Origin of the sequence: Pseudoalteromonas atlantica (genome assembly GCA_007988745.1) — a bacterium.
GTDB lineage: Bacteria > Pseudomonadota > Gammaproteobacteria > Enterobacterales > Alteromonadaceae > Pseudoalteromonas > Pseudoalteromonas atlantica.
Genome location: BJUT01000018.1, coordinates 17,073 through 39,411 on the forward strand (window position 1 = coordinate 17,073; position 22,339 = coordinate 39,411).

Annotated in this window: 17 protein-coding genes and 1 riboswitch; of the genes, 5 read left to right on the forward strand and 12 right to left on the reverse strand. The window is 42.2% G+C overall.

Annotation, left to right across the window (positions count from 1 at the left end):
- Positions 1-71: 71 nt before the first annotated feature.
- The 6 genes from PAT01_RS09545 to PAT01_RS09570 form a co-directional block, all read right to left on the reverse strand.
- On the reverse strand, positions 72-1,550 hold the full coding sequence (locus PAT01_RS09545) for an SLC5 family protein (protein WP_024032020.1): 1,479 nt from the start codon (positions 1,548-1,550) through the stop codon (positions 72-74).
- 81 nt (positions 1,551-1,631) lie between these two features.
- Positions 1,632-2,393, reverse strand: a complete 762-nt coding sequence (locus tag PAT01_RS09550) for a SapC family protein (protein WP_138578044.1) — start codon at positions 2,391-2,393, stop codon at positions 1,632-1,634.
- Between the two features lie 12 nt (positions 2,394-2,405).
- Entirely contained in the window at positions 2,406-3,932 is a 1,527-nt protein-coding gene (locus tag PAT01_RS09555) for a tryptophan halogenase family protein (protein ID WP_138578045.1), read from the reverse strand.
- A 173-nt stretch (positions 3,933-4,105) separates the two neighbouring features.
- On the reverse strand, positions 4,106-6,853 hold the full coding sequence (locus PAT01_RS09560) for a TonB-dependent receptor (protein WP_024032017.1): 2,748 nt from the start codon (positions 6,851-6,853) through the stop codon (positions 4,106-4,108).
- 186 nt (positions 6,854-7,039) lie between these two features.
- On the reverse strand, positions 7,040-8,014 hold the full coding sequence (locus tag PAT01_RS09565; RefSeq protein WP_249318376.1) for an aldose epimerase family protein: 975 nt from the start codon (positions 8,012-8,014) through the stop codon (positions 7,040-7,042).
- Between the two features lie 187 nt (positions 8,015-8,201).
- Entirely contained in the window at positions 8,202-8,591 is a 390-nt protein-coding gene (locus PAT01_RS09570) for an acyl-CoA thioesterase (protein ID WP_024032015.1), read from the reverse strand.
- Between the two features lie 36 nt (positions 8,592-8,627).
- Here PAT01_RS09570 and PAT01_RS09575 point away from each other — a divergent pair, with 36 nt between their 5' ends.
- The gene (locus tag PAT01_RS09575) at positions 8,628-9,332 is read left to right on the forward strand and encodes a 2OG-Fe(II) oxygenase (RefSeq protein ID WP_029774123.1); all 705 of its coding nucleotides are present in this window, start codon (positions 8,628-8,630) and stop codon (positions 9,330-9,332) included.
- A 20-nt stretch (positions 9,333-9,352) separates the two neighbouring features.
- On the opposite strand, the gene PAT01_RS09580 is transcribed toward PAT01_RS09575, so the two are convergent.
- The 6 genes from PAT01_RS09580 to PAT01_RS09605 all read right to left on the reverse strand — a co-directional run bounded on the left by PAT01_RS09580 (position 9,353) and on the right by PAT01_RS09605 (position 17,842).
- The gene (locus PAT01_RS09580) at positions 9,353-10,588 is read right to left on the reverse strand and encodes a cysteine desulfurase-like protein (protein ID WP_138578048.1); all 1,236 of its coding nucleotides are present in this window, start codon (positions 10,586-10,588) and stop codon (positions 9,353-9,355) included.
- 9 nt (positions 10,589-10,597) lie between these two features.
- Positions 10,598-11,230 carry a 2OG-Fe dioxygenase family protein gene (locus PAT01_RS09585; protein WP_004588163.1) on the reverse strand — a complete coding sequence of 211 codons (633 nt, stop codon included), beginning with the start codon at positions 11,228-11,230 and terminating at the stop codon, positions 10,598-10,600.
- 198 nt (positions 11,231-11,428) lie between these two features.
- Positions 11,429-14,026, reverse strand: coding sequence for a bifunctional aconitate hydratase 2/2-methylisocitrate dehydratase (gene acnB, locus PAT01_RS09590; protein WP_138578049.1), 2,598 nt, complete (start codon positions 14,024-14,026; stop codon positions 11,429-11,431).
- A gap of 308 nt (positions 14,027-14,334) precedes the next feature.
- On the reverse strand, positions 14,335-15,393 hold the full coding sequence (locus PAT01_RS09595; RefSeq protein WP_138578050.1) for an OmpA family protein: 1,059 nt from the start codon (positions 15,391-15,393) through the stop codon (positions 14,335-14,337).
- A gap of 335 nt (positions 15,394-15,728) precedes the next feature.
- Entirely contained in the window at positions 15,729-17,135 is a 1,407-nt protein-coding gene (locus PAT01_RS09600; protein ID WP_154945394.1) for a protein adenylyltransferase SelO, read from the reverse strand.
- Between the two features lie 2 nt (positions 17,136-17,137).
- Entirely contained in the window at positions 17,138-17,842 is a 705-nt protein-coding gene (locus tag PAT01_RS09605) for a DNA-3-methyladenine glycosylase I (RefSeq protein WP_096738934.1), read from the reverse strand.
- A gap of 194 nt (positions 17,843-18,036) precedes the next feature.
- Positions 18,037-18,233, forward strand: a riboswitch (Lysine riboswitch).
- A 128-nt stretch (positions 18,234-18,361) separates the two neighbouring features.
- On the opposite strand from PAT01_RS09605, the gene dapA reads away from it, so the two are divergent.
- From dapA to PAT01_RS09625, 4 genes are read left to right on the forward strand one after another with little or no spacing between them, the layout of a single operon-like run.
- On the forward strand, positions 18,362-19,246 hold the full coding sequence (dapA, locus tag PAT01_RS09610; protein WP_029773500.1) for a 4-hydroxy-tetrahydrodipicolinate synthase: 885 nt from the start codon (positions 18,362-18,364) through the stop codon (positions 19,244-19,246).
- 15 nt (positions 19,247-19,261) lie between these two features.
- A complete protein-coding gene (locus PAT01_RS09615; RefSeq protein WP_029773501.1) occupies positions 19,262-20,002 on the forward strand; it encodes a 2,3,4,5-tetrahydropyridine-2,6-dicarboxylate N-succinyltransferase in 741 nt (246 codons plus the stop codon).
- Positions 20,002-21,207, forward strand: coding sequence for a PLP-dependent decarboxylase (locus PAT01_RS09620; RefSeq protein WP_138578052.1), 1,206 nt, complete (start codon positions 20,002-20,004; stop codon positions 21,205-21,207). Before PAT01_RS09615 ends, PAT01_RS09620 begins: the two co-directional genes overlap by 1 nt.
- Before the next feature lie 5 nt (positions 21,208-21,212).
- The gene (locus PAT01_RS09625; protein WP_064386563.1) at positions 21,213-22,334 is read left to right on the forward strand and encodes a succinylglutamate desuccinylase/aspartoacylase family protein; all 1,122 of its coding nucleotides are present in this window, start codon (positions 21,213-21,215) and stop codon (positions 22,332-22,334) included.
- The last annotated feature ends 5 nt before the right edge of the window (positions 22,335-22,339 follow it).

Consider the following 22,339-nt stretch of genomic DNA (forward strand, 5'->3'; position numbering starts at 1 on the left):
TAAGTTACCTTAGGCCGATTTAGTAATGTGTTAACTGGCTAATAAAAAGTGACTTAACTTTTTATTGCTGGTTATTTTGGTGCGTGCACTGGTGGCGTATCTTCAATAGCAGGTGTTTTACCTGCCCACTGTGCATTTAAACCAAACACTACTTTATTAACGATTAACGCAAAGGCTACACATACAATAAGTGTAATTGGCATTAAGTGAATATAGTGTAGTTCAGTATGTAGCGGCGAATTTTCAAACGTCAGCATGCCATACATAACCACGCCTAAAATTACCGCGGCAATACCTGCACGCGCATCTACATTTTTAAACAATAAGCCCACTACAAAAATTGAGAATATAGGCATACTTAATAAGCCGTTTAACTGTTGTAGTAAGTTAATAATGCTGTCGGCTTGCTGATAAATTGGCACAAGCACAAGCGTTAAACTAGTAAGTAACAACGTAACGTAGCCACTTAGCTTTACTACACTTGGCTCTTTATTAAAGTAAGCTTCGTGAATATCACACACGTAAAGTGCCGTAGCCGAGTTTAATAAGCTGTTATAAGTAGAAAGCACTGCCGCCGCCATTGCTGCGGCAAACACACCCGTTAACCATGCAGGCATTACATCACCTACAATTCGACCATAAGCTGCATCGCCAATGTCGCCATACAATTTGTACGAAATAATACCCGGTAGTACCACAATCGCCGGTACAATTAAAAAGCGAATACCCGCTGCTGCAAATATCCCTTTTTGCGCTTCTTTAACGTTTGGCGCAGCCATTGCACGCTGGGTAATGGTTTGGTTAGTACCCCAGTAATACATTTGAATAAAGATCATACCGGTTAAAAGCGTAGGCCAAGGGATTGGCGAGTCAGCGTCACCAATTAATGTTAAGCGCTCTTGTGGAATACCGCTAAAGTCGTAATCAATCGCGTTAAGCGCTAAAAATACGACCAGTATTGCCATACCTAACACTAATAAACCATTGTAGGTATCGGATACGGCAACCGCACGTAAGCCACCAAAAAATGCATAAATAGCCCCTACTAAAGCGAATGCGGTCGCTATGTACATTAGCGGAATATCAACCTTAAACATGGTCTGCATAAATAGCGCACCAGAATAAATAACCGCAGGCATGTAAATTAGCGCATTACCTAAAAAGAATAAGCCACCAATAACAGCGCGAATGTGCTTGTTGTTGTAGCGTTTTTCTAACAGTTCCGTGGTGGTTGTACAGTTGTACTTGTAATAAACAGGAATAAATACTTTGGCTAAAATAATAAGCCCTAAAATAGCCGCCAATTCCCACCACACGAGCAAGGCCATTTGATTACCATTCATGCCCACCAGCTGGTCGGTACTTAAATTTGTGAGCGTAATTGAGCCTGCTACAAACATCCAAGTAAGGCCACCGCCCGCTAAAAAATACTCTTTTGTTTGATTATCACCACTATTACGGTTTTGGCCTCGGCACTTCCAATATGTAAGTCCACCAATTAAAGCGGTTACAAAGAAAAAAACCACCAACTGCAAAATGTTGTCTGACATGTGTGTGTCTCCAGCGCGTTAAACGCAATGTCTGTCTATGTGAACGTATTAACCTATGAAGGCTAATTAATAAATTGCACCTTACAGTGCGTGTGCATCTCGACTTAGTTCTAACTTAATTTGCTTTAATGGCATAAGTTCAGGATGCTGGTTGTGACGCTTTACTAACGCATTTAACTGAAACAACGAAATAAGCATGCTGTTAAGTACGCTCAGGTAACCTTGTTTGTGTAAATTGGCAATGGTATCGCTGTCTAAAGTTTGCAGTTTATCTTCATCAGCAGTGCTCAAACCTTGAATAGTTTGCGCCTCGCCTTGTTCAAACTGCAAAACAATATCTATGTTTTTAATAAGCCCTAAGCGGGCAATTTCTTGGGTAAATTGATACGTTTGGTAATCATTTTTTAAATCGCTTTCTAGTAGCTTTTGCTGCGCACTTAAATACAGGCTTGGGTTGCCTTTGGCATCAAATAGCGGCTCGCCTTGCTGGGTATTAACGGCTGAGCTTTGCTCATCAATAGCAATAAAGTAATCACTGCTATTTGCCTCACGAGTGAGTAAATAAAGCGGCTGGGTTTGCATGCACACAGGTGTGTACAACGCTTGCCATTGATTGTTACTCACAAATAAACTTTGCTGAGCACTAAAGCTGGTTAAACCCGAAATGGTGTAGCTGCCGTTGTGTGCGTTACGCGCTAAAAAAATAGGTAAATCGCAGGCCGCTTTTGCTACTTCGTTTGCACGCAGGTTAACTAAATGCTGTGTTTTTGCGTATTCAACACCCGCATTAGGGTTAATTTTTATTGCTTGGTGTTGAGTATTTGATAGTTCACTAATTGCCATAGTTACACATCCTTAAACTGGGTTAGCCGCAAGCCACTGCTCAATATAAGCACGGTGAGGCGGCAACGTTTGCAACATCTGCTGTGTAAGCTGGCTGTTACGTTCAATTATTTGACTTGCTTGCGCATCGTTTGAGTACAAATACGCTTGCTTAGTAAAGTCGGGCTTAAAGCCCATACCGTATAAAACATACTGGTAACTGGCGGCAGGAAATAGCTCTAATGCGCCATGAAAATCTTGAATAAGTGGGCCACGCGTCCCCCAAAGCAGCAAGTCTTCTTGTAAACTTTGCGGAATGCTTTGCGGTTGTACGTGCGCTTGCCAATAAGGCTCTGGGCGCTTAGTTAGCATGTAATGTAGTTTTAAAAAGTCGATAATACGCTGCCAGCGATAATCCATTTGCTCATTAAAGCGCTTTGCAACAATGGACATTACTTGGGTATCGGCTGGCATGTGCTCTGCAACAAAGCGAGACGAAATTTCAACCAACATAATGGCGGTTGCTTCAAGGGGCTCTACAAAACCTGCCGACATTCCCACTGCAACACAGTTTTTGTGCCAAAATTTTTCGCGATAGCCTGACTCAAAACTTATTTTTCGGGCAGTTAAGCCTTTAGCGGCATCACCTAAATAGTTACGTAAGTTTTGCTCGGCTTCTTCATCTGATAAAAACTTGCTTGAATATACATGCCCTACACCACGGCGATGCGTTAGGCCTATATCCCAAATCCACCCAGCATTTTGTGCGGTGGCAATGGTATGACTGGCCAGTGACTCATCACCTTCATCGTAGGGGACTTGCATAGCTAGGGCGCTGTCGTTAAATAATACGTGATCCATTTTTTTAAATGGCACGTTAAGGGCTTGGCCTAATAACAGCGATGAAAACCCCGTGCAGTCTATGAATAAATCAGCGTTTATTGTGCGGGTTTGATCGGTTAAGGTAAGCGTGTCTATAGCCCCGCTTTCATCAAGCTTTACCTGATCAACGGTGCCAATAATGTGCTCAATGCCTAGTTTGCTCTTACAATGCTGTTTTAATAGCTCAGCAAAGGCGCCGGCATCTAAATGGTATGCGTAATTACAATTTGCTTGATACTCGCCTTGCGCAATGCCTCTCGGGGCTAGGTTTGCTTCGCAAATATCGTGCTGAAAATTAGTTTGCTGAGCAAAGTTTTCAACATTATCTAAATAGGGGGCTAAATCTATACGGCCGTAGCCTAGCGGTACCGTAAAGGGATGGTAGTAAAAATCGTTGTTGCCATGCGTCCAGTTTACAAATTTACCGCCTTGTTTAAAGGTGGCATTACAGGCTTTAAATACATCCACTTCTCGCAAACCAATTTGCTGAAGCGTGTTTTTCATAGTGGGCCAGGTACCTTCACCTACACCAATTGTTGGAATATCAGATGATTCTACCAACATCACTTTTAAGCCATCACCCTTATTACCTTGGTGATACGAAGCGATAATTGCAGCGCTCAGCCATCCTGCTGTGCCGCCACCAATTACGGCGATTGTTTTTATTGCTTTATTCATAACGGACTACTCTTTGAGTACTTTATTGATAACCGGTTAGACAACAAATGCCCTTTCGGGCATTTGTTTAAATTAGTCTCATTTTGTGCAAATTAGCTACTAACTTTATTAGTAACAGTACTTATAATGCACTGCAATGAAAACTAAGAGGCAATCACTGCCTCTGCTATCAATTAAAACGTACCGCGAATACCAAACGCGTAACGTGAGCCATTATCTTCTACAGAGTAGATTTGATTAGCAAAACGGCCCGTTTGCACTAGCTCTTCTTCAGTAATGTTGATGCCTTCGGCAAAAATAGTGAAGTTTTCGTTGATATCGTAGCTTGCACTAATATCCCATTGACCGTACGTTTCTACGTTCACTGGTTCGCCGTTAAAGCCGTTATCAACTAAGCGTAAAAAGCCCTCACGGTTGTTAAATGCAACACGTGCCTGCCAGTTATCTTGCTCGTAAAACAGCACTAAGTTTTGTGAATCACCTAACCCTTCAAGCGCAAATGTTTGGCTTGTATCGCCATCAACACTAATATCGCTATCTACTACCGTGGCATTAGCAATAAAACCAAAGCCGTTTTCAAACATATGAGTTACACCGATTTCGTAACCCGTTACCGTTGCAGACTCGCCATTTTGCGGGCGACTTACAGTGTAAACTTCTGAGCTACCGTTAAGTTCGGCATCGGTTTGGTCAGTACAGGTTGTACACGCAAAATCAGGGCCTGTACGGTCAGTCATGTCGTATGTTTCGTCGCCGGTTAGGGTAACAATAAAGTCATCCACTTCTTTACTAAATACGGCAAAGCTAAATAAGTTAGCGTCGTTGTAGTACCACTCGTAAGAGATATCCCAGTTTTCAGATTGGAATGGCTTAAGTGCAGGGTTACCACCACTTGCTGTTAAGTTTTGACGACGAGGCTCGTTAAACGTGGTCGCAGGTGATAACTGTGACATAGTAGGACGAGTAATACTGTCGTACGCTGCAAAGCGTAAAATCATGTTGTCTTGCAGTTCAAGCTTAACGTTAAAAGAAGGAAGTAAGTTTGAGTAACTCGTCCCTTCTTGAATGTCTGTTGCCGGGCCAAATACGTTTTGGAATAAAGTGGCATCAGAGGTAGGAATAACATCGCTGATAAAGCTTTGTACAGCAGCTACTTCAATATCAGTTTCTGAGTAACGTGCACCCATGTTAACCGTAACTGGCATATCAGCCAGGTCAAAACCAATGGTAAAGTCCATGTAAAGGCTAGTGATATCTTCGTTAATTGTGTAACGGTTATTCTGTAGTGTTGGCTCTACAGGGAAACCTTGGTCAGCAAGGTAATCAAGCATTTTGTCGCCGTCGTAGCTATAAAATGTATCAATTAAACCTGGGAAGTAGTTACTTGCTGAGTAAGCTTCAAAATCAATTTCATCAAGTGGTGCTTCAGTGCCGTAACCACAAAATTGACATTGGCTACCAAAAATTTGGAAGCTTGATTTTTCACGTTCTTGACGATAAGCACCAAAGTTAATGCGATCAACCGGGCCTTTATCTGGTACATATTCAAAATCGGCTTTGATTTCAGTAATTTCATCTTCATCAGTAAACTGATTACCAATTTCGTTGTAGTGAAGACGCGCAAGGCTTGCATCTGGCAGCGAGCCATTTTCAAAACCATCATGCTGTACGGTAGGAACGCTACCGGTGCCGTCAAAGCTGTAGCTGTTAATAATACCCACTACGTTAAAGCGGTCATTACCAGCACGGTCGTTTTCAGCTGTTGAGCGAGATACGTCAAATTTTGCTTTTAATGACTCGTTTACTTGCCAGTCAACGTTAATACCAAATGCTTTGTTAGTTACATCACGCGAGTTACGTGTGTGTGATACAAAGTCGGTTGCAGGGTTGCCACTGGCGTTACCTAAACCAACTTCTTGCGTAAAGGTAAGCAAGGTACCCGTTTCTGGATCGATTGTTGCGCTACCTACGCGGTCTGGTTCAAACCAAGAAGCTAAATCGCGTACTGATGAGTCCACTTCAAATTTAGAAATTAAACCATCTACGGTAATAGTAATATCGTCAGACGGTGCATATTGTAATACTAAGCTTGCATTAGTACGTTCACGGTCTTGCTCATCTACAACTTGGTCCCAGTTACGTGGGATGTATGCATTGTCGTACAATACGCCGTCTTGTGGATTTGAAATAGTTTGTCCACCGCGCCAACCAGCCGTTAAAATTTGGTTATTTTGCAGCTTACGTTGTTGGTTAGTGATGGCAAAAAGCACACCGAGCTTGTCGTCGTTAAACGTATTACTTACTAAAAATGAAGCCGATGGCGATACTTCTTCAGAAAGGCTTTCGTACATGCCTTTCACTGAACCAATCACATGTAAGCCACCAAAATCGAATGGACGAGCTGTGGTTACGTTAACCGTACCACCAATGCCGCCTTCTTGAAGCGTTGCACTGTTACTTTTATAAATATCAGCACCGGTGATTTGGTCTGCCGCTAATACATCAAAATTAAATTCACGCCCTGCACTGTCAGTCGCAATTTGACGACCATTTACAAGTACCGTGTTAAATTGTGGGCCAAAACCACGAATTGTTACTGCTTGTCCTTCACCGCCACTACGGTCAATGGCTACACCTGTAATACGTTGCAGAGACTCTGCTACGTTTAAATCAGGAAATTTACCAAGATCTTCTGCTTTAATCCCATCGGTTACAACATTAGATGCTTTTTTATCTAACATTGATGAACGTAAGCTGCTGCGAATACCCGTTACTGCGATAACCTCAACATCTTTATCTACTACTGTCGGTGTGTCGCCTTCAGCGCCTTGAGCTGCAACGTGGCCGCTTGCCAATATGCCTGTAATAGCAATACTGAGTGCGGTTTTCTTGTTGAACGATAACTTATTGTTAATTATCATTTTTTAAAAACTCCTGATTGTGTGTAGTCATTTTGTCGTTGTGTGGTGTGTATAGCTTCAAATACTATTTATAATATAAATACTTTAAATCGAGCAAAAGTGCAACCTTTTCCTTAATTATGGCTATCTTTTTGTTACGTGTATTTTTCTTTTTGTTTTCTTTAATTTAACAGTAGAATTAGTACGTTATTGCGAAAACGCAAAAATTATTTGATGATTATATTCTTCATCCGGCAATAAATTAGCTTTTGGACAATCGCTTCTATTTGCTGCATTGGGCCAGTTTTGAGCTTCTAAACACACCGCTTGGCGTGCTTTAAAAGGAGAGCCTACAAAATTTGCCGTATAAAGCTGCATACCAGGCTGGGTACTTTTAAGGGTTAAATTAACGCCCGTGTGTGGCGAGGTTAATGTAGCCATTGTTTTTAAACGATTGTCATCACTAAAAATATAGCAATGATCAAAGCCACTACCGGCATCAAGTTGCGCATGCTGTGCGCAAAGTGCATCGCCAATGGGCTTAGGGTGAGTAAAATCAAAGCAGCTGCCCGAGCCATCTTCATGATGGACAAGCGGTATACTGTTACTATCGATAGGTAAATACGTTGCGGTATTTATTTGCAGCAGGTGATTATTAATGCTTTCACTGCCTTCAAGATTAAAATAGCAGTGGTTGGTAAAGTTAACGAGAGTTTCTTTATCGGTAATGGCTTTGTAACTGAGGATTAGCTCGCCATTGCGTGCAGTAATTGTTTGCCAAACTTGTAATTGGCCAGGAAAGCCTTCTTCTCCATCTGCCGAGCAGTAATAGAGCTCCACTTCATTATTGCTTTGTTTAGTGACTTGCCACAGTACTTTATTAAAGCCTTTTTCGCCGCCGTGTAAGCTATTTGGGCCATTATTTGCTTTAAGTTGGTACTCTGTGCCTGATAATACAAAACGTCCGTTTTCAATACGATTTGCGTAGCGCCCGACTGTTGCCCCTAAATAAAATGGGTTTTCTAAATAATAAGCAGGTTCGTTAACGCACAGTGTCATCTCTTGGTTATTAAACTTTATGCTTTTGATAATAGCGCCAAATGGCAATATTTCTGCAGTTAAGCTTTTACCATCGCTAAGCGTTATTACCTCTAACGATTTATTGCCAGTTGTAGATGCCACATTCATTCTCCATAAACTACCAGCTCAACAGTACCTGTCATAGCGGTGCAACAATATATAATATAAATAGTATATAAGTGAGAAGCGTAACTCAATCAAAATGCGTTAAAATAACGCTATAAAAATTCACAGCTGTCGCTTGTGGTTTACATCACCGCTCCTCGTTGCGTGGAGTAAATGCACCTAGTTAAACTAGGTGTTCGCTGAGTGCTGCGACTTCTGCTTCGCTTAAATTTTGTTTAGCTTTGTTTTTAAAGTTATAACGCACTAATACAGTTTTACCCACAACACAGCATTTACCTTGCTGCCACGCCTCTTGCTTAATGGTAAAAGAGCTATTTCCTACATGCTCAACAGCTGTTTTAATCGTCACTTCGTGAGCATAAAATAATTCCCCTACAAACGATGCTTCTATTTTAGCAATGATCAGTTTCCAGTCGTGTGGGTTTAGATCGGGGGTAAAAAATTTAAAAATAGGGACGCGTGCGGCTTCAAACCACACAGGTAGTACGGTATTGTTGATGTGTCCGAGTGCATCTGTTTCGCTAAAGCGCGGCATCACTTTTTCAATAAACATAAAAATCCAAATAAAAACTAAATAAAAAGGTAAATCATGACGGACTTTATCCACGTTATTGATAACGCGTTAAGCGATGATTTTTGCGATAACTTTATTACCACATTCTCTAACAGCCCGCATGTAAAACAAGGTGTAACCTCTGGTGGTGTGGACTTAAAAAAGAAAGACAGCCACGACCTGCAATTAAACAGTTACCCAGAATACGCCCAACAATTAAAGCATATTCAGCAAACCACTGCACAGCATGTTTTTAACTATGTAGAAGCACACTTTTTTATGCTAATTGGCGCATTTGGCTTAAAAGTTTATCACCCAAAAACGGGGGATGTGGTGGATTTAACACAGGATAACTTTGACGAAGTGGGCAAACCACAGCTCTCTGTGTTGGTGCAGCAAATATTTAGACTTGGGAACATTCAGGCGCAAAAGTACGAGGTAAATAAAGGCGGCTACCCTTACTGGCATAGTGAAGTGTATCCACAGCTACAACACAATGAAGCCCTGCACCGTGTATTATTATTTATGTTTTATTTAAACGATGTAGAGGAAGGTGGCGAAACAGAGTTTTATTATCAAAAACGTAAAATTGCGCCTAAAAAAGGCACTATGGTCATTGCCCCTGGCTACTTTACGCATACCCATCGAGGTAATAAACCTGTCTCTAACGATAAGTATATTTTAACCTCGTGGGTGCTATTTAACCGTGCAGAGCAAATATATGGTGCGCCTAAAAGTTAGCGCACCAAAATTAGTATCATTTAACCGAGCAGTTCATCAAATAAATTAAACAACTGATCTAGCTCTTCAATGGTGTTGTAGTGCATACAACCAATACGTACTACACCGCCTTTATCAAGCACACCTAATTGCTTACACAAACCTTGCGCGTAAAAATGTCCATCCCACACACATATGTGTTGCTTACCTAAAAATTCAGACACTTCACGTGGCTCTAAACCTTCAAACGTTAAAGCAAAAGTAGGTGTACGCTCGTTTAAGCGATCAAAATCATCAATACCAAACAATTTAATACGCGGGTAATTAACCAAACGTGTTAAAAAGTGCTCACTAAGCGCCATTTCATGCTGCTTTGTTTTAGCAAAAGCCGCAGCTAACTTTTCACGGCGCGTGTGGCCTTCATCAAGCCCGCTAATTGCAGCAATGTAATCAACAGCGGCAATAAAACCAGCTAAGGCTTCGAAGCTTTGCGTGCCTGTTTCCCATCGACCTGGTGCTACATCTTTAGCTGGTTCTACTTTGTAAGGCGTAAAACCTTCAAGGTGCTGTGTTTTACCGTACACCATGCCTAAGTGAGGACCAAAAAACTTATAGGCAGAACAAGCCAAAAAGTCGCAATCAAGGGCCTGAACATCAACAAGCTCGTGCGGTGCATAATGCACGGCATCAACGTACACTAATGCGCCTACAGCATGGGCAAGCTCTATAATACGTTTTATATCGTTAATAGAACCCGTAGTATTTGAAGCGTAAGTTACCGCAACCAGTTTAGTATTGCTGTTTAATAAGCTTTCAAACTGCGCCATATCTAAGCTGCAATCAGCCTCGTTAATTAAAGCGGTTTGAACTTTAACGCCTTTATCTTGCGCTGCTTGCTGCCATGACGATACATTTGAGAAGTGATCGGCGTTAGTTACAATAATCTCATCACCGGCTTGCCAATCGCGTGAAATAGCACGGCTAAAGCTAAAGGTAAGGCTGGTCATGTTAGGGCCAAACACTATATTTTGTGCACTTGGCGCATTAAGTAAATCGGCTGCTGCTTGGCGCGCATTTGCCATCAACTCAACGGTTTTATCACTTGAAAAAAACGCACCGCCTAAGTTTGAGTTGTAGTGCCCTAAATAAGCAGTCATTGCACTTAGTACAGACTGCGGCACTTGAGAGCCACCTGGGCCATCTAAAAATATTGGCGATTTACCATCAACGGTTTGTATTAATGCAGGAAACTGCTCACGTAATTGCGCTATGTTCATGAGCATTCCTTAAGAGGTAAGTACAAAACAATCCAGGTAACCCGGCTTGTTTGTATCTACTTTGTTCATTGGCGTTGCATTGTGCCAAACTTGACGGTCGTTTATTAGTGCAAACATTCCGTCTTTAATTTCCATTTTAAAACACGGTTCAGCTTGCTTGTTTTCGTATACAAGCAGCTCGCCGCCTTCTAAGTTTTCGTGAGAAACACCACATACACAAACATGGTCAAACCCATCTTGATGCACACCTTCAGGTGCTGCGGGCGTATCGCTATCAATGGCAAGCATTCTAAATTGGTGAATTTCAATATCACGGCCTTCATCAATGCCGGTAAGCTCACAAAACTCACTTACAATGCTTTTCATACCTTCTGACTCAAGTAAGCTTTGCTCTAAGTTTTCATAAGTACGCTCAACATTACCCTGAAAGGTATTAATAGAATCGTCTTGAACAAACGCTTTGGCAGCTTGTAGTTTTAGCTCACCATTTTGAAATTTAATTACCGAGTAACGACGCTTACGAAATTCACCATCTGCATACGGATTAGCAGGTAGGTTATCAAAAGAAGGCTTAACCAAATCAATATTTGCTTGGTTAATAAAACGAAGTTGCAGTAAATTCTGGTTGTTTAATGCAGTCATAAAATCTCGCTTAAAATAATGAGAATATTGAAAGAGATTTTAATGCATGTAGAAAGGAATATTTGCTTTATTATTTATATAAAAAGTGGGTAATGTTTATATTTAATTCAATTAAAACTTATTACAGCATGAAATATTCAATTTTATTTTAGCCAATAAAAAACCCGCCTAAGCGGGTTTTTTTAAAACAGCTTTAAATTATACAGCTTGCTGAATAATTACGTTGTCTGCTTTTTTAGTGTACTGAGGCATACGGTGGAAGTTCAAGTAACGGTATGTATCTGCAGCCGTTGCATTGATTTTCTCTGCGTATTCTTGGTACTCAGCTGGTGTAGGTAATTTACCTAAAATTGCCGCTACTGCAGCAAGCTCAGCTGATGCTAAGAATACATTTGCGCCTGTACCTAAACGGTTAGGGAAGTTACGTGTTGAGGTAGAAACAACCGTTGCTTTATCAGCAACACGTGCTTGGTTACCCATACACAGTGAACACCCTGGCGTTTCGATACGTGCACCAACACGACCAAAGATACCGTAGTAACCTTCGTCAGTTAGTTGGTCTTTATCCATCTTCGTTGGTGGAGCTACCCAAAGTTGAGTTGGGATACGACCTGTAAAGCCATCTAGTAATTTACCCGCAGCACGGAAGTGACCAATGTTAGTCATACAAGAACCGATGAATACTTCGTCGATTTTCTCGCCAGTAACATCAGAAAGTAAACGCGCATCATCTGGGTCATTTGGAGCACAAAGGATTGGCTCTTTAATTTCTGCTAGGTCGATTTCTACAACGTGCTTGTACTCTGCATCAGCGTCAGCTTCCATAAGTTCTGGGTTTGCTAACCATTCTTGCATTGCATTAATACGACGTTCGATTGTACGTACATCGCCGTAACCTTCAGAGATCATCCACTTAAGCATAACAATGTTAGACTCAAGGTATTCGCTGATAGACTCTTTAGAAAGCTTAACAGTACAACCTGCTGCTGAACGCTCTGCTGATGCATCTGATAATTCAAACGCTTGTTCAACAGTTAAGTGCTCAACACCTTCAATTTCTAGTACGCGACCAGAGAATTCGTTGATTTTACCTTTTTTCTCTACTGTTAATAAGCCTTGCTTAATACCGTAGTAAGGGATTGCGTGTACTAGGTCACGTAAAGTGATACCTGGTTGCATTTCACCTTTAAAGCGAACCAAAATAGACTCAGGCATATCAAGTGGCATAACACCTGTTGCTGCTGCGAACGCTACTGCACCTGAACCCGCAGGGAACGAAATACCTAATGGGAAACGTGTATGTGAATCACCACCAGTACCTACAGTATCTGGTAATAACATACGGTTTAACCAAGAGTGAATTACACCATCACCTGGGCGAAGTGAAACACCGCCACGGTTCATGATGAAATCAGGAAGCGTATGGTGAGTGTTTACGTCAATTGGTTTAGGGTAAGCAGAGGTATGACAGAATGACTGCATTGTTAAATCTGCAGAGAAACCTAAACATGCTAAGTCTTTAAGCTCATCACGTGTCATAGGACCTGTAGTATCTTGCGAACCTACAGTGGTCATTTTAGGCTCACAGTATTGGCCTGGGCGAATACCTGCTACGTTACATGCTTTACCAACCATTTTTTGCGCTAGTGTAAAGCCTTTATCAGACACTTCAGTGACTGCTGGTACTTTAAATACGTCAGTAGCGCCTAAACCTAAAGAGGTACGTGCTTTGTCTGTTAAACCACGACCAATGATTAGAGGAATACGGCCGCCGGCACGTACTTCATCTAAAATTACGTCTGATTTAAGTTCAAAAGTAGAGATAACGTCATCAGTACCGTGGCGCTTAACTACACCTTCGTATGGGTAAATATCAATTTGATCACCCATGTTGAACTCATCAACATTTAACTCGATTGGTAACGCACCTGAATCTTCCATTGTGTTGAAGAAGATAGGCGCAATTTTGTTACCTAAACATACACCACCAACGCGCTTATTAGGTACGTATGGGATATCATCACCCATAAACCAAAGCACAGAGTTAGTTGCAGATTTACGAGAAGAACCAGTACCTACAACGTCACCTACGTATGCAAGTGGTAAACCTTGTGTTTTTAATTCTTCAAGTTTAGTGATTGGACCTACTTCACCCGCTTTGTCAGGAGTGATACCGTCGCGCTCATTTTTTAGCATTGCTAAAGCATGAAGTGGGATATCTGGACGTGACCATGCATCTGGTGCAGGTGATAAATCATCAGTGTTTGTCTCGCCGGTTACTTTAAATACAGTAACAGAGATTTTTTCAGCAACAGCTGGCTTGTTAGTAAACCATTCAGCGTCTGCCCAAGATTGAATAATCTTTTTAGCGTGCTCGTTGCCTGCTTTTGCTTTTTCTTCTACGTCGTAAAATGCATCAAACATTAATAATGTGTTTGATAGACCTTTTACAGCGATAGGCGCAAGTGTTTCGTCATCAAGTAGCTCAATCATTGGGGCAATGTTGTAACCACCTAACATTGTACCTAATAATTCTGCTGCTTTTTCTTTAGATACTAATGGAGATTGTGCTTCGCCTTTAGCAACTGCCGCTAAAAAGCCTGCTTTGATGTATGCTGCATCATCAACGCCTGGTGGTACGCGGTTGATTAGTAAATCTAAAATGAACTCTTCTTCACCCGCTGGTGGGTTTTTAATTAGTTCAATAAGACCAGCCGTTTGCTGAGCATCTAATGGCGCTGGTACGATACCTAACGCGGCACGTTCTTCTACGTGTTTACGATATTCTTGTAGCACAATATTGCCCTCTTGGTGACGTGAAAGTATTCGGTAGCGCATCATGCGCAAAAAAAGTAACCCAATACTTATAGTATTCTAACGCGGGATTATAAAGCTTTTATGTATAGATGAAAATCCATCCAGCTAAGCAACTGATTATACCGACTATAAATATTATGAATAGTGGTAAGCGTAAATTCTATTTTCGTGAATGTTTGTTAAGTAATAATCATTCTTGTTTAATCAGGTTAATACTGCATATGCTGTTTTAAAGGCATAAAAAAACCCAGCACTAAGCTGGGTTTTTAAAATAAAGTAAGTAACTATTAACGCTTAACTTTTACACGTTCAATAGATTTTACATGTGCTTCTACACGACGGTTTTCAGCGTGAGCTTCTTTCGTGTTAGCTGTGTTTTTAAGACGTTCTTCACCTAGGCCAACAGTTGTAATGCGATCTTCAGCAATGCCATCTTTAATTAGCTCTTGTGCTACATCATCAGCACGCTTTTTAGAAAGCATCTTGTTGTAGTTTGCGTTACCTACCGCTGACGCGTGGCCTTCAAGTAGTACAGTTGTATCTTCGTGCTCTTTTAAGAACTCAGATACTGATGCAATGTCGTCAAAGTAACGTTGACCAACTTGTGCAGAATCATGTGGGAAAGTAACTAATAAGCTTGTTGTTACTTCACGGTCTTCGTATAAAGTACAGCCATCGCCATCAACAGCGTCTGTCATTGGCGTGTTAGGACATTTATCATCTTTATCTAGGATGTTGTCGTTGTCACTGTCTTTAGGTTCTACAGGTACTTCTACTACTGCTGTAGGCGCTGGCTCTACAGGCTGTGCAGGCATAGAGTTTTGGCCAAATAAGTAGTTAATACCAATTTTAGCACCTACATCTGTGTAACCTTTATCAAGACCTTGGTATACCGCAGTTTCAGCGTTTACGAAAAAGCCATCAGTAATAAAGTGTTGGTAACCAACACCTGCGTTTAAGAATGTGTTGTCATCTACTACGTCCATTTCTTTAATACCGAATAGACCGTAGAAAGGGCCGCCGTCAAGGTGGTAAAGCGCATCAATACCGTAACGCTCGCCGTCGATATTATTACGATTACCCGCTACTTTATCGAACGCGTTAAAGTCCATATCTGCATACTCAAGACGTGCGCTCCAATAATCGCTGAAACGGTAACCTGCTTCTACACCCCAACCAGTTGACTCGTTTACATCAAGGCCAGTTTGTGCGCGCATGTTTTTCCATGACGCATCATAGTAGTCACCGAAAACACCAAGGTAAAGGCCTTCTTCTTTATCGGCAGCGAATGTAGACGCGCTAGTTGCAGCTAACGCAATTGCAATTGTAAGTGATTTTAATTTCATTGTTTTCTTCCCATTTTAACAACTTAGAAAATTGTAGCTAATCAATGCTAGCTCAACCAGTTTTGTACACACTACCTGAGCTTTTGTTAATCGATACTTAACGAAAAAATAAAGATTATAAATTTTTTCAACGATATACAGACATTCCAACCACCAATTGTAGGTTAAGTGAAAATTTTTACCTAATCGGCAATTAATAAATTATGGTAATTTACAAATAGTTACTTTTTATGAATGCGAACAATACCACCGAGTATATAACTGCTCAATCATTGGACACTGAACCATTTAAAAATGACTATTTATAATCAGTAACTTACAATTAATTACAATACTTAAGTACCGCAAAAAGTTTGATAGCCCTTGTCATCTTTACCTGTCTCTTGAAAGCGGGCTAAGTTAGCTGTTTTATCATATGGGTTACTCATCACCGCTAAGAAGTCGCTTAGCAGCTCACTCTCGCCGTGTTGATTATATTGCGCGAGGATTTCTTCGACGATGTGATTACGCGGTATAACCCTTGGGTTAGCCGCTCTCATAAGGTTATAGCTGTTTTCATCACATCTTTTTTGCCATAACTGGGCCCATTGCGTTAATTTATCTGGCACTTTGCCACCCTTTAGTGACTCGGTTAGGGCATCAAAGGTGTTGGTGTAATCGAGCTTATGCTCTTGAAATAACAATAATAACTTACTTACAAGCTCTACATCGTCTTCGTTATAACCTGCTAAGCCTAATTTTTGTGCCCACATTTGATTATATTGCTCGTTAAATAACGTAGAAAACTGATTAATTAGCGGCGTCATTAAACTTACAGCTTGTTCGTCATCTTCATCTATTAGCGGGATTAGGCTCTCGGCTAAACGCGCGCAGTTCCAACTTACAATATTTGGCTGATTACCATAGGCATAGCGACCTTGCTTATCAATTGAGCTAAACACGGTATCAAAATCAAAGGTATTCATCATTGCACACGGGCCGTAGTCGATAGTTTCGCCGCTTATCAAGGTATTATCAGTATTCATAACGCCATGAATAAAGCCTACTCGCATCCAGCTAATAACCAGCGCTAGCTGACTATTTATAACGGCTTCTAAAAAGTCTAAATAGCGCTGAGCCCCTGTTGATTGAATACTTGGGTAATGGCGTTCAATGGCTACATCAGCTAATTTTTTTAATCCCTCTACATCACCTTGAGTTGCTAAATACTGAAACGAGCCAACGCGAATATGACTACTTGCTAAGCGGGTAACAATTGCGCCTGGTTGCGGCGGATTACGATAAACAGCTTCGCCTGTGCCGACAACAGCTAAACACCGCGTGGTTTTAATTCCTAAGCCATGCATAGCTTCGCTCATAATATACTCGCGAATAGCGGGGCCTAGTGCACATCGTCCATCGCCTCCTCTTGAAAAAGGCGTGGCGCCTGAGCCTTTTAACTGAATATCCCACAGCTGATTTTTATCATCGCTGATAGCACCCAGTAAGTGCGCTCGCCCATCCCCCAAGCGCGGCGAAAAGTGCCCAAACTGATGCCCAGAATAGCCAAGCGCTACAGCATTTACCGGTTGTGGCTCGTTACCAGCAAAAGTACTGGCCCGCAGCGCTGGCTCAACATCTATATTAAACTGCTGTGCTAACGCTTCGTTCCACAAAAGTAATTGCGGGGCTGCAACGCTTGAAGAACTGTCCTCTATTGCGAAGTTATCTGCTATGTCTGTGTATCTTGGCACTAGTTTCATGGTTAATCCTCTGTTTGTTGGCTTATGCCTACGCGATTGTCGCCCACGCTGTAAGCCACAATTAAGCTAAGTTCTTGCAGGCTCAAACCACTTTGCTTTTGCATTTCGTTAAAAAACGCCTGTGCGGCAGTGAGTGATTTTTTAGTTTGCAGGCCGCCATCGATAATTTTGTGCGCTCTTAGGTAGCTTTCCACATCTCGCGAAAGTAAAAAAGTATCTTTACCAAGCGCTCTTAAGGCATACGGGCCTGTATTGCCGCCCAAACGGGCGCCGTGTTTTTTTAAATGCGCCCATAAACCAATAATGTCATCGCCTGGCCAGTTAGCTACAAACTGGCTAAAACTGCCATGTTGCTGTGCTATTTCGTGGATCATGTAGGCATTTTCAGGAATTGTTTTTACCTTTTTATAATTACGAATAATGCGCTCATCAGTTGCTTTTTGCTCGAGCATATCGGGCGGCATCATAAGTAATTTATCAACACTAAACTGCCAAAAAACCTCTCTAAAACCTGGCCATTTACTGTTTATTACCGACCAGTAAAACCCGCTTTGAAATACTTTACGGGTAAACTCTTCAAGCCAGTCGTCGTCACTTAATGCGCTTAATGCTTTTTTAGATAAGGGTTTTGCGAGTAATAACTTAAGCATTTTTTCAGAGCCTTTTCGCTCTACTGCTCGCTTATAAATATCGCTAAATTTTTCCATACTTATTAAATACCTCATCACTGCTCATAGGGTTAGTTTACGAGAAAAGCAGCCAATACGTAACCACCCGCATTTTCGATGAACTAATCTGTATCCTGCAACTTGACACCTAGACGGCTAAAATGTTTTAATCGCCGCAATTACCCTATTTAAATTGTATTTTGTTAAACCTTTTGCGGTTAAACAAAATACAAAGGGCTAGAAGAGGTGCGTTATTCAGGTAGCGTATGTTAGGAGCGCAAACTCCAGTGAGCATATGTGAGGGGAATACCGCCGAGAGGTAAACGCTTTTGCGAAGCAATTACTTCGGGCGACTAGGTTGAATCCTAGCGACTGTCACCAATAGCTGTTTTAAAACAGCTTATTAGTTTGGTGGAGAGCTTCTGGTCTTAAATAATAAGGCCGTGCGCCCTATTATTTTAAGCCCATTCGCTCTTCGAATACTGTTCGAACGACGTTAATGCGGCTCACATCATACAGCCTCCTTAATATCTCGAACACCTTATAGGTTCGTAAGAGATGATTCACAACTTCAATTTAGACGACTACGCACTGTGGACAGCGCTTGTTACGCCGTTTGATCAACAAGGTAATGTTGACTACGACACGCTCACAACACTTGTTAGCGAACAAGAAGCGGCACACAACGGTATTTTACTGCTCGGTAGCACAGGTGAAGGCTTAGCCCTTACGCTTAAAGAGCAGCAAGGCATTGTTGAGCACGTGTGCCAATTAAAACCCAGTGTACCGCTTATGGTTGCTGTTGGTGGTAGTAATTTGGCCCAACAAAAAGAATGGGTTAGCTACTGTAACCAATTACCTATTCACAGCTACTTATTAGGCTCGCCTCTTTATGCAAAACCAGGGGCTGTAGGTCAAACACATTGGTACGAAAGCTTATTAAACGAAAGCGCGCATCCGTGTATGTTGTACAACGTACCTGGGCGCAGCGGTGTAAGCATTCCTATCGAAACCATTGAAAACTTAAAAGCGCACCCAAAACTGTGGGCTTTAAAAGAAGCCAGTGGCAACATCACCCAATTTGAAGCATACCGACAAGCCGCGCCTAATTTAGCGCTATACAGTGGCGACGATGCACTTATGCCCTACTTTGCCCAAGCAGGTGCAAAAGGCTTAGTTTCGGTTGCGGCCAATGCATGGCCTTTGCAAACACACGAATTTGTAAAGCGCAGCCTAAGCGGTCAACACCCCAATTTATTTGCTCAGTGGACTCGCGCTATCAATAGCCTATTTGCTGTAGCAAACCCTATTCCCGTTAAAGTGCTAATGCACCAGCAAGGGCGTTTAAATAGCCCACTGTTGCGTCCACCTTTAACGCATCTTGAGTTAACGCAAACCGATTGCATTACCACTGCAAACGACACCATTTTATCTTGGCATTAAACACAGGTTTTTATAATGAGCTGGTTAGAACTACTAAATAATTTAGAATCGGGCGCAGTACGCGCAGCATCACAAAACGAAAGCGGCCAATGGGAAGCTAACGTAGAAGTAAAACAAGGCATTTTAGAAGCCTTTAAAAATGGCACTAACACCGAGTTTGCAGGCGGGTTTGTTGATAAGCACAACCTTGCACCACAAGAATTTAGCACTGACGATGGCGTGCGTATGGTACCAGGTGGCACCAGTGTTCGCCGCGGTGCCTACGTAGCTAAAGGCACTATTATTATGCCACCAGCGTACGTAAATATTGGCGCATACATCGACGAAGGTACGATGGTTGATAGCCACGCATTAGTGGGTTCATGTGCACAAGTTGGTAAAAATGTACATTTAAGCGCAGCTGTTCAACTTGGTGGTGTACTTGAGCCAATTGGGGCAAGCCCAGTCGTGGTTGAAGACGATGCGTTTATTGGCGCAGGTTGTGTCATTGTTGAAGGCGTAGTGGTTAAAAAAGGCGCTGTACTTGCACCAGGTGTGCGTTTATCTGCAACTATTCCGGTTTACGACTGTGTTAACGAGCGCCAGCTAGATAAAGGCGAGCCAATTCCAGAGTACGCTATTGTAATACCAGGTTCTCGCCCTGCGTCTAACGAATGGGCTCGTGAGCAAGGCCTAAGCATGTCGTGTGCACTCATTGTTAAATACCGCGACGAGCAAAGCGATGCATCGTTATTGCTAGAAGAGGTTTTACGATAATGAGCTTTTTGAGCACGCCTATCAAGGCCGCCGTAAATACACTTACTCAGCAACTTGATACACCTTTTTTTGTTTACGACTTAGACAAACTAAACGCACACCTTACCCGTTTAGTTGCGCAAACCGATGTAAAGCTTTGGTATGCGGTAAAAGCCAATCCGCTTTCTAAGGTTATTCAATGCCTAGACAGCGCCGGATTTAACTTTGACGTAGCAAGTAAAGGTGAGCTTGAACAAGTCCTTGCACAAGGTATTAGTTCACAGCGCGTGCTCAACACAGGGCCTGCAAAGAGCCCTAAACAAATTAAACACTTTATTGAGCGCGGCGTGCGTATTTTTGTTGCCGAAAGCCTCAATCAAGTACGTTGGTTAAACCAGCAAGCGCAGCTGCAAAATACGCAGCTGCAAGTATTACTGCGTGTGCAATTACGCTGGCCAGAAGGTGAAAAAAACCCATTAGGGGGTGACAGCCTTACACCGTTTGGGCTTGGTTGCGATGAATGGCAAGCGCTCAATACTGGCGATTACCCAGCACTTAATTTTGATGGCCTACATATTTTTCAGTGGGGCAACATGCTTAGCACACAAAAGCTAAGCGAGCTGTGGTCGCAAATGATTGCACCGCTTACCACCTTGGCTAATAACTTAAATATAAACCTGAAAATTTTAGACTTAGGCGGCGGTTTAGGTATTCCTTACACACCAAACGATGCAACACTTGAGTGGGATGGATTAATCACCGCGCTGGCAAAAATTAAAAAAGATGCGGGTGTAGACGAGCTTTGGATGGAGCTTGGCCGTTACGCTGTAGGCGAATGCGGACATTACGCTAACCCCGTCGTTGAGTGCAAACAAAACTACGGGCAACAGCAAGTTATTTTAACCGGTGGTATTAACCACTTATTACGCCCTGCTGTTACAAGCCAAGATTTTCCTGCGGCGTTACTGCGCGAATCAACAGCGCCAGAACAAGCAATGAGCTTATACGGCCCATTATGTACTGCCCTTGATTGCTTAGGCGAGCATAGCCTACCAAGCGATTTAAACGAGCAAGACTGGCTGGTGTTTAGCCAATGTGGCGCCTATGGTTTTACCGAAAGCATGCCCTATTTTTTATGCCATGAACTAGCTGCAGAATACGTGTTACAAAATGGCGAGCTCACGTGTGTGCGCCAAGCAGAAGATGCCAATCACTACTTAAGGTAATAAACATGAGCATAACAACACCCATTAGCCAAGAAAATATTGTAGTAGGGGAAGTAGCAAACGGCTTACCTCTAACTATTCCGGTGTATCGCTTAAAAGGCGATGGCAGCGGGCCAAGCGTGTATATCCAAGCCAATATGCATGGCGCCGAGGTACAAGGTAACGCGGTTATTTTTCAGCTGCTAGAGCAGTTAAAACAGCTCAATTTAAAAGGCGACATTACCTTAGTACCTTATGCTAACCCTATTGGTTGTAATCAAAAGTCAGGGGAATTTACCCTTGGCCGATTCGACCCTATTACTGGCACTAACTGGAACCGTATGTATCACTACAATAGTGATTTAGTTACCCAGTTTGCACACGAGCATAGCCAGTACGACGATGCAGCTTTAAAAAGTAACTTTAAAAAAGCCCTGCTTGATGAAATAGATGCCAAACTTAATGGCCCAGCTTACTTGCTCAATACCGGTAAACGCATTGCGCTTAACCTGCAAAAGCTTGCGCATCAAGCCGATATCGTGCTCGACTTACACACGGGGCCTATTTCAAGTAAGCATCTGTACTGTCCAACGTATGCCAGCGACAGCGCACGTTATTTTAATATTGAACACGTACTGCTTATTCCAAGCGACTTTGATGGCGCAATGGATGAAGCTAGCTTTTGCCCATGGTGGCATCTAAGTGATGCACTTAGTGCGCAAGGCAGGGACTTTAATGTACAGGTTGAAGCCTTTACAGTAGAGCTAGGCAGCCAAGAAAAAATAGATTTAGCAGCCGCCTTTGACGATGCAAACAGCATTTTAAGCTATTTGAACCATAAAAATGTATTGGTAGATGCAGTGCATCAACCTAAGCAGATGACCCGTTATGCGTGCCATTTAGATGACTACTTTGCTTATTATGCGCCGATTGGCGGCATGGTTGAATATGTTGCCCCATTAGGCGCACACATAAAGGCAGGTGAGCCAATAGCCCATATATTGCGCATGGAGCGCTATTTAACTGAGCAGCCCCTACAAACATTAAGCCTCGATTGCGATGCAATTGCTATTTTGCATTTTGCCTCAGCAAGCGTAAACCAAGGCACTGAACTTTATAAGTTTTTTACTAACGTATTTGAGTTATAACGCAC